This is a genomic window from Rickettsia endosymbiont of Orchestes rusci (genome assembly GCF_964030945.1).
Classification (GTDB): Bacteria; Pseudomonadota; Alphaproteobacteria; order Rickettsiales; family Rickettsiaceae; genus Rickettsia.
The window spans coordinates 927,954-941,274 of record NZ_CAXIQG010000004.1 but is presented as its reverse complement, the minus strand read 5'-3'; the positions used below and the strand labels follow the sequence as shown (position 1 = coordinate 941,274).

Below are 13,321 nucleotides of genomic sequence, written 5' to 3'. Positions count from 1 at the left end.
ATTATTTTATGGTAAGTCTCTTTATATTTGTGGAATAACTCTAAAGGCAGAATGTAAGCAATGATAAAATGTACCCGTCGGATTGAATTTGATGCCGGACATAGAATTATCGGGCATCAAAATAAATGTCAATTTCTGCACGGTCACCGATATATTCTTGAAGTAACCGCTGCCGCTAAAAATACTAACAAACTAGGAATGATAGTTGATTTCGGCGAAATTAAGCTTTTTGCCAAAAAATGGATAGACGATAATTTTGATCATAGCCTTATCTTACATCAAGACGATAAAGAAATAGGAGAAAAAATAGCTAGTTGGACGGGTCAAAAAATATATTATATGCAGGATAACCCTACTGCCGAAAATATTGCACTTCATTTAAAGAATGATATTTTCCCTAAGATTTTCACCGGTCAAAGCTTTATTATTACTAGCCTTAAGTTATTTGAAACGCCTAATTGTTTCGTTGAGGTATAGAAGAGTGCAGCAATATTGTATAATTTTAACTACTACTAATAGTAGAAAAATATTAGATGAAATAATTAATATTTTACTGGACATGAATTTAGCTTCTTGTATACAAATAGAAGATATTAAAAGTTATTTTAAGTGGGAAGGTAAGTTAACTTCTGAAAAAGAATATAGGGCTATAATCAAAGCTAAATCAGATAATTACAAGAAAATTGAAGAGATAATAGTAAAAATTCATAATTATGAAGTACCGCAAATAATAAAAATTGATATTGATGACGGTTTAAAAGCATATTTAAATTGGATAAGTTCCGAAGGAAACGGGTTATAGGCGGTTAAACAACAAAAGTAACGTTATCATTGTGAGCCGATATTGTTGCGTGGATACTAGAAATCGTCATTGCGAGAAGCTGTAGGCGTTGCTGCATGGCTCATAATTTACCGCATTATGGTTATTACAAGTATGGTGTCATACCGTGGCTTGACCACGGTATCCAGAAAAAACTTAATAAAAAAGCTGGATGCCGTGATCAAGTCACGGCATGACACAGCCTTTTTCTCAACGTTCATGCACTAGTGGGTCAAGCCACGGTATGACAAACTAAAGATTTAAAACTTAATAAGTATAATAATGAAATTATGGAAAAAAGTTACCTTAGGGTTGATCTTAGGGGTTATATTCGGTAGTTATTTATCTAGCTATGTTTCGTATGTTAAGCCGATAGGCGATATTTTTCTGCGTTTGATTAAAATGATCATTGCGCCTTTAATTTTCTTTAGCTTGGTTTCCGGTATTACTAGTATGAAAGATTCTTCCGCTCTCGGTAGGGTAGGGATGAAAGCAGTATTAGCATTTTTGGGAACAACTTTTTTTGCTACGGTTTTTGGTCTTGCGGTAGCTCTTATATTAAAACCGGGGCATGGAATTCATATGGATTTCGGTGCTACTCATACTGTTTCGACTGTAGCTACTTTTAATATATTTGATTTTTTCGTACGCATTGTACCGGACAATGCAATAGGTGCTTTTGCCAACGATGATGTCTTACAAATTGTATTTTTTGCAATATTTACTGGCATTACTTTAAATAAAATGGGAACTACTGCAGAACCGGTTACGGATTTGATTCATTTAATGTCAAAAATGGTTTTAAAGATGATCTCATTCGTTATTCAATTATCGCCGTACGGTGCTTTTGCTTTAACGGCTTGGATAGTCGGTATGCACGGTATAGAAGTCATGAGTAGTTTGTCGAAGCTAGTTATGGCGGTTGTGGTTGCCATGATATTTCAATATTTGATTTTTGGGTTACTTATTTATTTATTTTGCCGAGTATCACCGATACCGTTTTATAAAAAGAGTTTCGAGTATCAAATTTTAGCGTTTTCTACCTCAAGCAGTAAGGCAACTCTGGCAACGACGATGCAGGTTTGTCGTGAACGATTAGGTATTTCCGAGGCTAGCACTTCGTTTGTATTGCCTCTTGGGGCATCAATCAATATGGATGGTTTTGCCATAAATTTATCCCTTACTACTATATTTTTTGCGCAAATGATGGGAGTAACACTGGCTCCCCACGATTATTTAGTTATTATTTTAACTTCTACGCTTGGCTCCATAGGCGGCGCCGGTATTCCTGGGGCTTCTTTAATAATGTTGCCGATGGTGCTTTCATCGGTTCACTTGCCGATAGAAGGGGTAGCTATTATTGCCGGCATTGATAGAATACTTGATATGTTACGTACGACAATTAATATTACGGGGGATGCAACAATTACCTTGATTATTGATAATAGTGAAGGTACCTTAGATAAAGAAAAATATTTAGCTTAAATTAACGCGAACTGTGGATAATTCTTATCCATAGTTCGGGTTAAATTATACTCGTTCAACTCTTCATTTCACGGGAGTATACAATATTATGAATATAAGGTTAGCGTTTTGGATCGTTATTGGTATATTTTTCGTTTATAACAAGGTTTTAGCTGAACCGAAAATCGCCCAACAAACCATTAAAGTTGCTACCGGTTCTATTTTAAAAGGTTATTACGCGATCGGTCTTGATTTATGCAAAACTATTAAAATTGCTAATAAAAATATTAAATGTGAAGTAGTCCCGACAAATGGCGGCGTGGAAAATTTAAAATTATTGAAAGAAGGCAAAGTAGATTTAGCTTTAGTACAGTCAAATATCGCAGTGGAAGCCTTTGAAGGCATAGGTTACTATCAGAATCAAGAAAAAATGCAAAATTTACGGCAAGTATTAAATTTATATGATGAATTTTTTACCGTTATTGCTAAAGACGATGATAAAATAAAAGTTTTTGCCGATATTGAAGGAAAAAAAATATCTAACGGACCGGGGTTTTCTAGTAGTAATATTACCTATGATGCTTTGCGTCAATTATATAATTTTACTAAAGAACCGATAGATGTTGATATTAATTACGAAGATTCTATTAAAAAATTCTGCAATAAAGAAATTGACGTTATAATGATGATGGTTGGGCATCCTAACCCTTTGATAAGTCTTATTGCAAATAGTTGTGAAGTTGATTTTGTCTCTATTGAAAATGCTAAAATAACTGAGTTAATAAAAAGCAATAGAGCTTTCCGTAAAGGAATACTCCATGAAGGGTTGTATCCAGGAATTACCGAAAATCAAACTACGGTTGTTGTGCCGGCAATTTTGGTCACAAGGGAAGATCTGGATTTTGAATTATTAGATAAGTTTATCGGAGCATTTCATAGAAATGTTGCACATTTTAAACACGCAAATTATTTGTTACAAGATTTAGATATTAAGTATTTTGCAGATATTAGTAACTTTGTTTTACCGAAGCACGAAGCAGTCCGAAATAGACAATAAAATTATAAAAGAATATTATGTATAAAAATATTATTATACCGATAGATTTGGCAGATAAAAAATCAATAAAAGCAATATTACCCAAAGCTTTAACTTTTGTTACCACCTTTCAAGCTAAATTACATTTTATATATGTAATTTCTGATTTCGGCATGAAAATGGTCGAAGATTATTTGCCGAAAAATTGGGTTAAAGAGCAAAAGGAAAAACACCGTGAACAGGTAAAAGAATTAATAAAACAATATGTACCGGATGAGATTGAAGCAGATTATTATATCGGGCGTGGAGCAGTTTATGATGAAATAATTCAATATTCTAACAAAGTAGAAGCGGATTTAATAATTATTTCGGCGGTAAGACCGCAATTAAGGGATTATATGCTTGGCCCTAATGCTTCTAAAATCGTTCGCCATTCGAGTATTTCGGTATTGGTGGTAAGAGACGAAAATATCTAATAAAGATTCCCGCCTTCGCGCATGAGTGCCAACTTAATCGATAAAGGTCCATAAAGTCCGTCATTGTGAGGAGCCGTTGTTGCGTGGCTTGATAAAAGTAGCAGTATGTCATTCCCGCACGGCATTGTTGCGTGCCTCGAAAATTGCTATATTTTGGGTATTCTTTAAAAGTACCGCGATGTCATGCCGTGGCTTGACCACGGCATCCAGTCAGGCTTTTTAATTTTTTCTGGATACCGTGGTCAAGCCACGGTATGACAAGTTTTAAGCGATTTTAACCATCCATGCAACAAAGCTTCCAGTCGCTCGCAATAACGATTCCGGTATATGTGCAACAATGCCTTCTTTCGGTCTTGCAAAATTCTTCTTTTACAAAACTATAATCACTTTTTCCATCTGTTATGAAACCAAAACCATTGTCCGGGGTTTTGTTTAACCCATTCTCCTAAAATTTGATTAATATTTAGCATTATATTATAGTAATCAACTTTATCATCGCCTGTTTGCTGAAATATAAGGGGAGGGTGAACTATTGCTTTAAAATGACTACCCCGTGTTCGGACTATCCGGCACGGTATAATCGGATATTTAAATTGCAGGGCAATTTTAGCAATAGCGTGCGGAGTCATGGCAGGAGTTCCTAGAAACGGTACTTCTATACCGTCATTCATTTTTTGATCAACAAGCATAGCAATAGCATCGCCTTGTTTTATCGCGTTAATTAAACCTCTGCTTCCTTCTGCTCCTTTTGGAATCAGCTTCAATTTATCACTACTGCGAATTTCATTAATTAACCGATTAACATACGGATTGTTAGCTTTACGGTATATTATAGAAAATTTAGGATAAAATTTATGTATAAGTTTAAGCGCAATATCCCAATTGGCAAAATGACCGGCAAATAATAAAAACGGTTGTCCGGCTTTTCTAAATTCTTCTATATTTTCTACGCCGGTTATTTCAATTCTTTGCAATAATTCTTGTTCTTGCATGCTGCTGATATAAGGAAATTCTCCGATAAAACGACCGAAATTATCCCAAGTTTGATCGATAATTGCTTCGGTATCCACGCTATCCCCAAAAACATTTTGGATATTTCTCCGAGCAATTTTATTAACTGCTAGTAATATACCGATTTTTCTAGCTATAAAGCTACAGATATTTCCGGCTCGATCAATACCGAATAGACTTAATATCTTCATTGCCGTAACAACAACAAAATATTCAAATAAATATCTAATATTTTTTAAAAATTTTTTCATAAATTAAATTAATTAATTTTTCCGGCTTATCTATCAATAGCTCCACATCACAACAAATTATTTCAGTAGCTGAGTCCTTCAAAGATGATAGTTTAACGTAATCTTTTCTAGTAGTGATAAGCACGGCATTGTGTTTTTTAGCGGCAACAAGCAAATTTTCTAAATCTTTCTTTGAATAATTATAATGATCGGGGAAGACTTGATAGCCTGCTATCGTCAAACCATAATTTTTTAAAGTTAGAAAAAAACGCTCCGGGTTGCCGATACCGCTAAAAGCAAAGTAATTTTTTGTTTTATCTATTTTTTTTGAAAGGATAATTTTCGCTTGCACTATAGCAGCATAAGGCACTAAAATATTAGGTAGATTCCAATTTTCAGCACTTATTACCGTAATTAAATCGGCTGATGCTAGAGCTTTCTCCGGATATTCCCGCAAAGGACCCGCCGGCATTAAAAAACCGTTACCGAAAAGTCGATGAGCATCAACTGCCAAAATAGTAAAATCCTTGTGAAAATTGGGGTTTTGTAGAGAATCATCAACTATTATTACAGTGGGCTTGATATTGCTAATTAAAGGAATGATTTGCCGAATTTTTTTGGTAGCGATAACTGTGCCGTACTCGGATAATATTAACGACTCATCTCCTACCTCTAACGCAGTATGATGCTCTCTTACTATAGTTGCTTTGGAGAGTTTGCTGCCGTAAGCTTTAGTAATAATAACAAATTTTATATTTTTTGCCGATAATAATTTTGCTAAGTGAATAACTATTTGCGTTTTACCCGTTCCTCCGACACTAATATTACCGACGCAGATTACCTTAGCGGGAAAAATAACGGTCCGCGCAAAAAATTTCCTTAAAGAACTTATAAATAAATATATAAGGCTAAATGGCCATAATAGATAGGCAATAATATTCCTACTTTGCCAGAATTTAGGATATAGGAGCTTAATCATCGATTGTAAATATTAGTTTAGGCTTGGTATAGCTGATGTTACTCGATTAACTTATTATTTTCTGGATTTCCGCAGCCACTTCGTGGCTTCGCAATGACGATTCCGATATCCACGCGGGTATTGCCTCCTCGCAAGGCATTGTTGCATGGCTCTAAAAAAGTGCCGTATGTCATTCTAACTAAAAGCGGGAATCTAGAAAAAACACTTTTTAAGTCATCCTGAATTTATTTCAGGATCTTTTTCAATAGATGCTGAAACAAGTTCAGCATGACAAGAAAAAGACTGGATTCCCGCTTTTAGCTAGAATGACATCGAAAATTCGAGCCATGCAACAACGCCACTATTCCCGCAATAATACGACATTTTAGCAGACCCTAACATTTATAGCAATGTGATATAAAATCAAACGGGTTAATAGCTTTATTATCTAATAAAATTTCAAAATGTAAATGTTCGCCTGTCGCATTGCCGCTTCTGCCTTGGATACCGATAAGCTGCCCTCTTGTTACGCGGCACCCCTCTTTGATATGTATTTCCTTTAGATGGGCATATTTAGTAGTAATTTTACGGAAATGCTTAATTTCTATAAAATTGCCGTAGTCACGCACTCTCGCGACTTTAGTGACGATTCCGCTTGCTGCTGCATAGACCGGGGACGATTTTTTAGCTTGTAAATCAATACCGCTATGAAAACAATTTTTCTTTCTTTTCTTTTTATGAGGGCTTTTGCGGGCGCCGTAATGGCTGGTAACTTTTGCCTCGTATTCCGGTGCCATCAAGGGTATAGAACTAATTATTTTATCAATTTTTAAAAGTTCGGATATATTATTTTTTTGAGCGGTGATATTATAGCTTTTTGCAAAGTAACGAGCTTCAGCACTAGAGAGGAATTTATACTTTATCTGTAATCGCGATAATAAATCCTTGATCATGACTATTTTCGTACCGGCGGCTTGATTAAACTCTTGCGGCTTTCTATTATGAAATTTTTGTAAGAAAATTTTATTTTGATTAGGGTTATTAATTATTACCGCTAGATTTTTAGCATATAAACATTTTGTATTGCCGGTATTGTTAGCAAGATCATACTGCACGACTAATTCGGCATGATTTATTTTATATTTTTTTTCTAATTCATGAGTAGTAGTAGCAAGTAAAGTTTTATCTAGAGATAAATTAAAGCTATTGCATCCTTGAATAAAAAATACAATTAACAGCAATAGATAATTTTTATACTTTAATCGCATTATAAATAATTATAAGTGAATTTTAAATTTAAGGCAGCAGTAAGATACTCGGTTAATTGCGCTAAATCATCTTTAATATTAGGCGGATTAATTATCATTAGCCCACATTTTACCATATTTTTATCGGAATGTAGAAGCTCATATTCAATAATAAGCGTTTCTTTGAAACCCATATCCTTATAATTGTGATAAAAATCCCGAACCAAAGACCGATCTTTAATTGGATACCAAATAAGAACGCAGTTATTGAGTGCGCGGGATTTTATTTCCGTTATTACTTCTAATAGCTTATCAAATTCATTTTTTACTTCAAAAGGCGGATCGAGAAAAATTAATCCTCTTTTTTCTTTAAAAGGAACAAACGCTTTAACGGCTTTGTAGGCATCTAAATTATGGATATTTGCGGTTTCTCCTAATAAATTCTTTAAGCTTAAATAATCTGCCGAGTGAAGTTCAGAGGCAATTAAGCGATCATGTGGTCTTAATAGTTTAGTGATTATTAAAGGTGAACCAGGGTAATGGTCTGTAGAAGTCGTATTTACTATATCTAAAAAGAGTTGTAAAATATGCGGTACACTCGAATGATTTGAATGTATATTAGAAAAAGAACTAGTAAAGTCGAGTAATTTTTTAATACCGGTTACGCTCTCGGAAGTTTTTTGAGCTGCTTCTAAATTAAGGTCATAAATACCGATTCCGGCAAAACCATCCAAAACTGCAAAAGGTTTTTCTTTTTTCTTTAGTTGCTCTAAGATTGTAATCAGTATTAAATGCTTTACGACATCGGCAAAATTACCTGCGTGGTAGATATGGCGATAATTCATACGATATTTCGATTAATTTTAAGAAAGTATGGTGTCATACCCTGGCTTGACCCACTACTGTACGAACGTTGAAAAAAGGCTGTGTCATGCCGTGACTTGATCACGGCATCCAGGAAAATAAAGCCATATTAGACTTATTTTAGAATCTTTTTATGATATTATAAGCTGGACTGAAGTGGTCGTAGCCACGGAATGACAGAATTTTTACCTCTTTATTTAAACGTTCGTACAGTAGTGGGCTTGACCACGGTATGACAAGTTTTAAGCGATTTTAACCATCCATGACACCGGATTGCTTTGCAAAAATTCGAGCCATGCAACAAAGCCCCGCCTTTAGCTAGAATGACATGGAATACGCTTTAACCGATCCCCGCAAAAAAGCCATTTAGGATAAGTTCTTATCCTAAATTCGCGTTATAAGCGCTAGCCATTCTTGTTCGTCGATAATTTTAATATTTAATTCTTTAGCTTTTTTTAATTTACTGCCGGCATCATCGCCTGCAATTACTAAATCGGTAGAAGCCGAGACGCTAGCCGTTACTTTTGCGCCTAATTTCTCTGCTTGAGCTTTTGCTTCCGCTCTTGAAAGAGTCGGCAGCGAGCCGGTAAATACTAATATTTTACCGCTTAAGCTACTTTGCTTAATCTGCTCTTGATAATCTTCAATAGTTAACACTTCGCCAAGTTTATAGATAAGATCAATATTTTCTTTAATATCAAAAAAATCAATAATATCCACTAAAATTTTATCGCCCACCCCTTCTAAATTATTTAGCTTTTGATAGATATCCTTATTACCTTCGGCAAGTGAGGTCATTTGCGTTATAAAATTATTGTAAGTTTGAAATTCTCTAGCAAGTAGCTTGGCATTTTGTTCGCCGATATGTCTGATACCTAAGGAATATATAAATCTTGCAAGGCTAACATTTTTTGATTTTTCAATATTGGTAAAAAGATTTTCGACGGATTTTTTGCCCCACCCGTCCATATTTTCCAATTTAGTTAAACTATCATCATTTTTATTTTTCAAGAAAAAAATATCGAATGGATTGTTGATTAAGCCTTTATCTATTAAAAACTCCACTTGTTTTTTACCGAGTCCGTCAATATCCATAGCATTTTTTGAAACAAAATGGCGGATTCGTTCATAATTTTGCGCAGGACAGTTTAAATTATCGCAACGTATAATTATTGCGTCAGCATCGTAATGCACAGGCGAGTTACATGAAGGACAAAATTGTGGCGGCTGAAATTCTACGGCATTATCAGAACGTTTAGTAAAATCGACACCGGTAATTTGCGGTATCACATCACCGGCACGTTGCAAAAATACATAGTCCCCAACTCTAATATCTTTTCGAGCAATTTCTTGATAATTATGTAAAGTTGCCCTGGCGACCATAACCCCGCCGATCGATATAGGTTCTAGTTCGGCTACGGGCGTTAAGGTTCCTGTTCTTCCGACCTGTACGGTAACGGCTAGCAACTTTGTTTGTCCGATTACGGCAGGGAATTTGTGAGCTATAGCGAATCTCGGGCTTCTGGCGATAAAGCCCATACGATCTTGCAAAGCAAAATCATTTAACTTGTAAACTACTCCGTCAATTTCATAAGGTAATTGATCCCTTTTTGCTTTTAAATATTCATAAAAAGAAAATATTTCCTCTTCTAACCGAGCTAATTTTCCGAACTCATTGACGATAAACCCAAATTCTTTAAGCTTTGTAAGCAACTCATCTTGAGAGCTTGCTAGCTTTTCACTATTATTGCCTATTGCATAAACAAAATATTTTAGCGGTCTAGACCTAGTTATAGCTGCATCAAGTTGACGAAGCGAGCCGGCGGCGGCATTGCGCGGATTGGCAAATTTATCCTTACCTACTTCCTCCTGCTGCTCATTTAATATAGCAAAATCTGCTTTATCGATGTAAATTTCCCCGCGTATTTCCAATTTTTGCGGTGCATTGATAAGTTTATGAGGAAAATTTTTGATAGTTTTAATATTAGCCGTTATATCTTCGCCGATATATCCATCACCTCGTGTAGCCCCTGTTATAAGCTTGCCGTTTTCGTAAGTAGCCGCAAAAGATAAGCCGTCTATTTTAGGCTCACAAAAAATGGGCGTAAATTCATCTAGTCGCAGAAAATTTTTTATTCTATCGATAAAGTCTTTAACATCCTTTTCGTCAAAAGCATTGCCGAGCGATAACATCGGCATAGCATGTTTAACCTTGGCAAATTTACTTTGGAATATACTGCCTATTTTTTTGGTCGGGCTGTTTTCTAAAATTAAGTGAGGAAATTTTTGTTCAAGTGCTAGATTTAGGCTAAATAATTGATCATACTCGGCATCAGACACTAAAGGTGCATCTTCCATATAATAAGCATGATTATACTCTGCTATTTTAGAGGCTAGCTCTTTTAATAGCTCCTTTGCTTCTGTTTCTGAGATTAAGTCTATGTTTGTCATTGATGATGTATTTACACTTTAAGCGATTTGATATGCCCAAATTTAGCCCAAGTAAGAATTTTTTGATCTCTAGTGATTAAAGTTGCATTATAACATTTAGCAGTTGCTACAATAAGTCTATCAGCAGGATCATTATGAAAATCATTTATTAACAAACTACTTTCTGCAGCGACTTCAACGGAAATATTTTTAATAGATAATCCTTTAATGTTAGTTATTGATTGTAAAAAATCTTTTATAGGTTGATTAATATTGATACGCTTTTTATGTGCAAGCATAGCAATTTCCCATAAAGATATAGAAGAGAAGAATAGTAATTTATTTTCTAATGCTATCTTAATATGTTGTTTTATGGCTTCTGGTATTTTTTCTGGTTCTAACATAATCCACAGTACAACATGAGTATCAAGAAGTACCAGGTCATTCATCCTTAATATCCCATATAGGACTAATAATATCTCCGGTTATTGTACCCTTACCTTTCATAATACCAAATATAGAAGTTGTAGGTTTCTTAGAAGCTTTGGGCTTCGCAGTTAAGGCTTCTAATTTAGCAATAGGTATGTTTCTTTTAGTAATAATTATAGACTGATGAGTTTTTTGTAGGTCTTCAAGGATCTCTGAACAATGAGATTTAAATTCGCTAATAGCTACATTAGTAGACATATTTATAATATGATTAGTTAATAATTTATATTATAACATTATACTGTTTGTATTTCAAGAATTGGATTTCCTCCTCCTATTAATTAATCCGATTAAAAATCCGCTAGTGGTGATAATCACTCCTAGCCAGATAAAGCTCATCATGGGTTTATAATATATTTTAGCATGAATTATATCGTTATCTATATTACTTAAAACCGCGTAAAGGTCGTATGTTAAATAAGAATAAATATCACTTTCCTGCGATAAAGTTTTCTCGATTATATAAAATCTATTTTCCGGTTTTAATATAGTAATTTTTCCTTCTCTGTCTTCAAGCCAGAATTCGGCAATTTGTCGGTAGTAATTTTCTCCTTGCGCAAATTTAATATTTTGTAAAGTAACTTTAAATTCTCCGAGTATTTTGCTGTCTCCTACCATGCCCGTAAAATCGACTTCACTTTGTAATAATGAATTAATAGTAACACTAAAAGCAATTAGCGCAAAACCGAAATGTCCTAAAATCATTGCCGCACTACTAGCTTTTAGGCTTTTTTGAAAATATACTGTTTTGTTAAGTAACGAATAAATAGTATGTAGCATCAAAAAAACAGCGGATATTATAAGGGCTGCGGAAATAAAGCCGTATTTTACTTTAAAAGAGATAGCGTAACATATTACTAAGGAAAGTAGTAATATTATAATATGCCTTTTTAAGGAGCTTTTATTAGTAAAAAAACCGGCGATAAAAAGAATCGGAATAACAAAAATAATAAAATTACTAACAAAAAATTCTTCATTAATAATAACGGGCTTATCATCAAATAAAGAATAAATTACCGGATAAAGAGTTGCGCATATTAGTATGACTAAGCTAGTTAGGAAGCAGATATTGCCGAGGATTATTCCCGTTTCTTTGATGTCATACCGTGGCCTCGCCACGGTATCCAGTCTTTTTATTAAGGATTTTCTGGATACCGTGGTGGGGCCACGGTATGACATTAGTCCAATCGAGCTAAGCGCAATAATTACGAATATTGTCAGCAAATAAGCCCCTCTCTCCGGTGATACGGCAAAAGAATGGATAGAAGTAATAAAACCGGAACGCACTAAAAAGGTGCTAAATACTACTAATAAAAAAGTAATGATTGATAAAATTATTGTCCAGCTTTGCATCCGACCGGATTTTACGGTTATTAAAATTGAGTGATGAAGGGCGATAGCAGATAACCAAGGGAATAGAGAAATATTCTCGACCGGATCAAAAAACCAAAACCCTCCCCAGCCGAGTTCTCTATAAGCCCACCAAGACCCTAAAGCAATGCCGATAGTCGTAAATAAAATACCGATATTGGCGAAAGTTTTTAATAATTTTATATCATTCCCGCGCAGGCGGGAATCCATACTTAATTTGTCAGAATGACTTTTTGAGTATTTTTTTCCGGATTCCCGCCTGCGCGGGAATGACAAAGGAGGCGGGAATGACAAGGGAGACGGGAATGACGTAATGGAGCGTAATAAAATAATACACGCACAGGTAAAGGGTACTACATAACTAACATATCCCAAATATAATATGGGAGGATGGATGCTAAGTGCGATATCTTGCAGCATCGGGTTTAATCCTAAACCTTGCTCAGGGATAAATGAAAAAGCATTAAACGGGTTGGAAATAAAATAAATAAAACTGCCGAATAATAATTGTAATATCGATAAAATAAGAATGGCTAGCTGCTTGTCTTGTTTATCGTTAATTAAGCAAACATAACAACAGCTAATAATTTGTAGTAAACATAACCATAATAAAATTGACCCTTCATGGCTTGACCAGCTGCCGGCAATTTTAAATAGCAAAGGTTTTAACGTGCTAGAATTTAAAAAGACAATTTGCAAAGAGAAATCTGATATGACAAAACTGTAAACTAGAAGGGTGAAGGATAATAAAGTGCTAAAAACGCTAAGGTAGAAGGAGTAGAGAGGCATTGTCATACCGTGGCTTGACCACGGTATCCAGGACTTGCTTTTCTGGACCCCGTGGTCAAGCCACGGGGTGACACCTTTTTGGCTAACAAGCCGACATAACAATAAACCAATCGCTCCACCGCTTGCAACTATTGCA

General features: G+C 34.9%; 15 protein-coding genes. 6 read left to right on the top strand and 9 right to left on the bottom strand.

The genetic code is table 11. The annotated features are described in order from the left end of the window. Window positions 1–60: 60 nt before the first annotated feature. The 5 genes from AAHM91_RS09045 (at window position 61) to AAHM91_RS09025 (ending at window position 3,796) form a co-directional block, all read left to right on the top strand. Window positions 61–477, top strand: coding sequence for a 6-pyruvoyl trahydropterin synthase family protein (locus AAHM91_RS09045; protein WP_253308080.1), 417 nt, complete (start codon window positions 61–63; stop codon window positions 475–477). 4 nt (window positions 478–481) lie between these two features. Continuing rightward, window positions 482–802, top strand: a complete 321-nt coding sequence (gene cutA / locus AAHM91_RS09040; RefSeq protein ID WP_341793602.1) for a divalent-cation tolerance protein CutA — start codon at window positions 482–484, stop codon at window positions 800–802. A gap of 300 nt (window positions 803–1,102) precedes the next feature. Further along, complete coding sequence (locus AAHM91_RS09035; protein ID WP_342270563.1) at window positions 1,103–2,305, top strand: dicarboxylate/amino acid:cation symporter; 1,203 nt, start codon at window positions 1,103–1,105, stop codon at window positions 2,303–2,305. 85 nt (window positions 2,306–2,390) lie between these two features. Then, on the top strand, window positions 2,391–3,341 hold the full coding sequence (locus AAHM91_RS09030; RefSeq protein WP_342270764.1) for a TAXI family TRAP transporter solute-binding subunit: 951 nt from the start codon (window positions 2,391–2,393) through the stop codon (window positions 3,339–3,341). A gap of 17 nt (window positions 3,342–3,358) precedes the next feature. Further along, window positions 3,359–3,796: a universal stress protein gene (locus AAHM91_RS09025; RefSeq protein WP_253308077.1), complete on the top strand. Its 438-nt coding sequence runs from the start codon at window positions 3,359–3,361 to the stop codon at window positions 3,794–3,796. On the opposite strand, the gene AAHM91_RS09020 is transcribed toward AAHM91_RS09025, so the two are convergent. The 3 genes from AAHM91_RS09020 to lpxK all read right to left on the bottom strand — a co-directional run bounded on the left by AAHM91_RS09020 (window position 3,793) and on the right by lpxK (window position 6,016). Next, window positions 3,793–3,921, bottom strand: a complete 129-nt coding sequence (locus AAHM91_RS09020) for a hypothetical protein (RefSeq protein ID WP_342270562.1) — start codon at window positions 3,919–3,921, stop codon at window positions 3,793–3,795. The two genes, AAHM91_RS09025 and AAHM91_RS09020, sit on opposite strands and share 4 nt — an antisense overlap. A gap of 258 nt (window positions 3,922–4,179) precedes the next feature. Then, window positions 4,180–5,058, bottom strand: coding sequence for an LpxL/LpxP family acyltransferase (locus AAHM91_RS09015; RefSeq protein ID WP_341793606.1), 879 nt, complete (start codon window positions 5,056–5,058; stop codon window positions 4,180–4,182). Then, window positions 5,033–6,016: a tetraacyldisaccharide 4'-kinase gene (lpxK, locus tag AAHM91_RS09010; RefSeq protein ID WP_342270561.1), complete on the bottom strand. Its 984-nt coding sequence runs from the start codon at window positions 6,014–6,016 to the stop codon at window positions 5,033–5,035. Before lpxK ends, AAHM91_RS09015 begins: the two co-directional genes overlap by 26 nt. A 93-nt stretch (window positions 6,017–6,109) precedes the next feature. Here lpxK and AAHM91_RS09005 point away from each other — a divergent pair, with 93 nt between their 5' ends. Next, window positions 6,110–6,238, top strand: coding sequence for a hypothetical protein (locus AAHM91_RS09005; protein WP_342270560.1), 129 nt, complete (start codon window positions 6,110–6,112; stop codon window positions 6,236–6,238). 152 nt (window positions 6,239–6,390) lie between these two features. Here AAHM91_RS09005 and AAHM91_RS09000 read toward each other — a convergent pair whose 3' ends face one another. From AAHM91_RS09000 to AAHM91_RS08975, 6 genes are all read right to left on the bottom strand, one after another. Further along, window positions 6,391–7,263: a M23 family metallopeptidase gene (locus AAHM91_RS09000; RefSeq protein ID WP_253308073.1), complete on the bottom strand. Its 873-nt coding sequence runs from the start codon at window positions 7,261–7,263 to the stop codon at window positions 6,391–6,393. Continuing rightward, the gene (locus tag AAHM91_RS08995) at window positions 7,263–8,087 is read right to left on the bottom strand and encodes a 23S rRNA (adenine(2030)-N(6))-methyltransferase RlmJ (protein ID WP_341793610.1); all 825 of its coding nucleotides are present in this window, start codon (window positions 8,085–8,087) and stop codon (window positions 7,263–7,265) included. The genes AAHM91_RS09000 and AAHM91_RS08995 overlap by 1 nt, the downstream gene beginning before the upstream one ends. A gap of 403 nt (window positions 8,088–8,490) precedes the next feature. Continuing rightward, window positions 8,491–10,557: an NAD-dependent DNA ligase LigA gene (ligA, locus tag AAHM91_RS08990; protein WP_342270559.1), complete on the bottom strand. Its 2,067-nt coding sequence runs from the start codon at window positions 10,555–10,557 to the stop codon at window positions 8,491–8,493. Window positions 10,558–10,568: 11 nt separating this feature from the next. Further along, window positions 10,569–10,985, bottom strand: a complete 417-nt coding sequence (locus tag AAHM91_RS08985; protein WP_342270558.1) for a type II toxin-antitoxin system VapC family toxin — start codon at window positions 10,983–10,985, stop codon at window positions 10,569–10,571. Further along, window positions 10,978–11,223: a type II toxin-antitoxin system Phd/YefM family antitoxin gene (locus AAHM91_RS08980; RefSeq protein ID WP_342270557.1), complete on the bottom strand. Its 246-nt coding sequence runs from the start codon at window positions 11,221–11,223 to the stop codon at window positions 10,978–10,980. The genes AAHM91_RS08985 and AAHM91_RS08980 overlap by 8 nt, the downstream gene beginning before the upstream one ends. Window positions 11,224–11,277: 54 nt before the next feature. Further along, window positions 11,278–13,185, bottom strand: a complete 1,908-nt coding sequence (locus AAHM91_RS08975) for a heme lyase CcmF/NrfE family subunit (RefSeq protein WP_342270763.1) — start codon at window positions 13,183–13,185, stop codon at window positions 11,278–11,280. Window positions 13,186–13,321: the final 136 nt, after the last annotated feature.

Coding starts and splice junctions, on each gene's coding strand:
- lpxK (WP_342270561.1), bottom strand. CDS start 6,016: ATGATTAAGCTCCTATATCCTAAATTCTGGCAAAGTAGGAATATTATT.
- AAHM91_RS09015 (WP_341793606.1), bottom strand. CDS start 5,058: ATGAAAAAATTTTTAAAAAATATTAGATATTTATTTGAATATTTTGTT.
- AAHM91_RS09025 (WP_253308077.1), top strand. CDS start 3,359: ATGTATAAAAATATTATTATACCGATAGATTTGGCAGATAAAAAATCA.
- AAHM91_RS09005 (WP_342270560.1), top strand. CDS start 6,110: ATGACGATTCCGATATCCACGCGGGTATTGCCTCCTCGCAAGGCATTG.
- ligA (WP_342270559.1), bottom strand. CDS start 10,557: ATGACAAACATAGACTTAATCTCAGAAACAGAAGCAAAGGAGCTATTA.
- AAHM91_RS08975 (WP_342270763.1), bottom strand. CDS start 13,185: ATGCCTCTCTACTCCTTCTACCTTAGCGTTTTTAGCACTTTATTATCC.
- AAHM91_RS09035 (WP_342270563.1), top strand. CDS start 1,103: ATGAAATTATGGAAAAAAGTTACCTTAGGGTTGATCTTAGGGGTTATA.
- AAHM91_RS09000 (WP_253308073.1), bottom strand. CDS start 7,263: ATGCGATTAAAGTATAAAAATTATCTATTGCTGTTAATTGTATTTTTT.
- AAHM91_RS08995 (WP_341793610.1), bottom strand. CDS start 8,087: ATGAATTATCGCCATATCTACCACGCAGGTAATTTTGCCGATGTCGTA.
- AAHM91_RS09045 (WP_253308080.1), top strand. CDS start 61: ATGATAAAATGTACCCGTCGGATTGAATTTGATGCCGGACATAGAATT.
- AAHM91_RS09020 (WP_342270562.1), bottom strand. CDS start 3,921: ATGCCGTGCGGGAATGACATACTGCTACTTTTATCAAGCCACGCAACA.
- AAHM91_RS08985 (WP_342270558.1), bottom strand. CDS start 10,985: ATGAATGACCTGGTACTTCTTGATACTCATGTTGTACTGTGGATTATG.
- AAHM91_RS08980 (WP_342270557.1), bottom strand. CDS start 11,223: ATGTCTACTAATGTAGCTATTAGCGAATTTAAATCTCATTGTTCAGAG.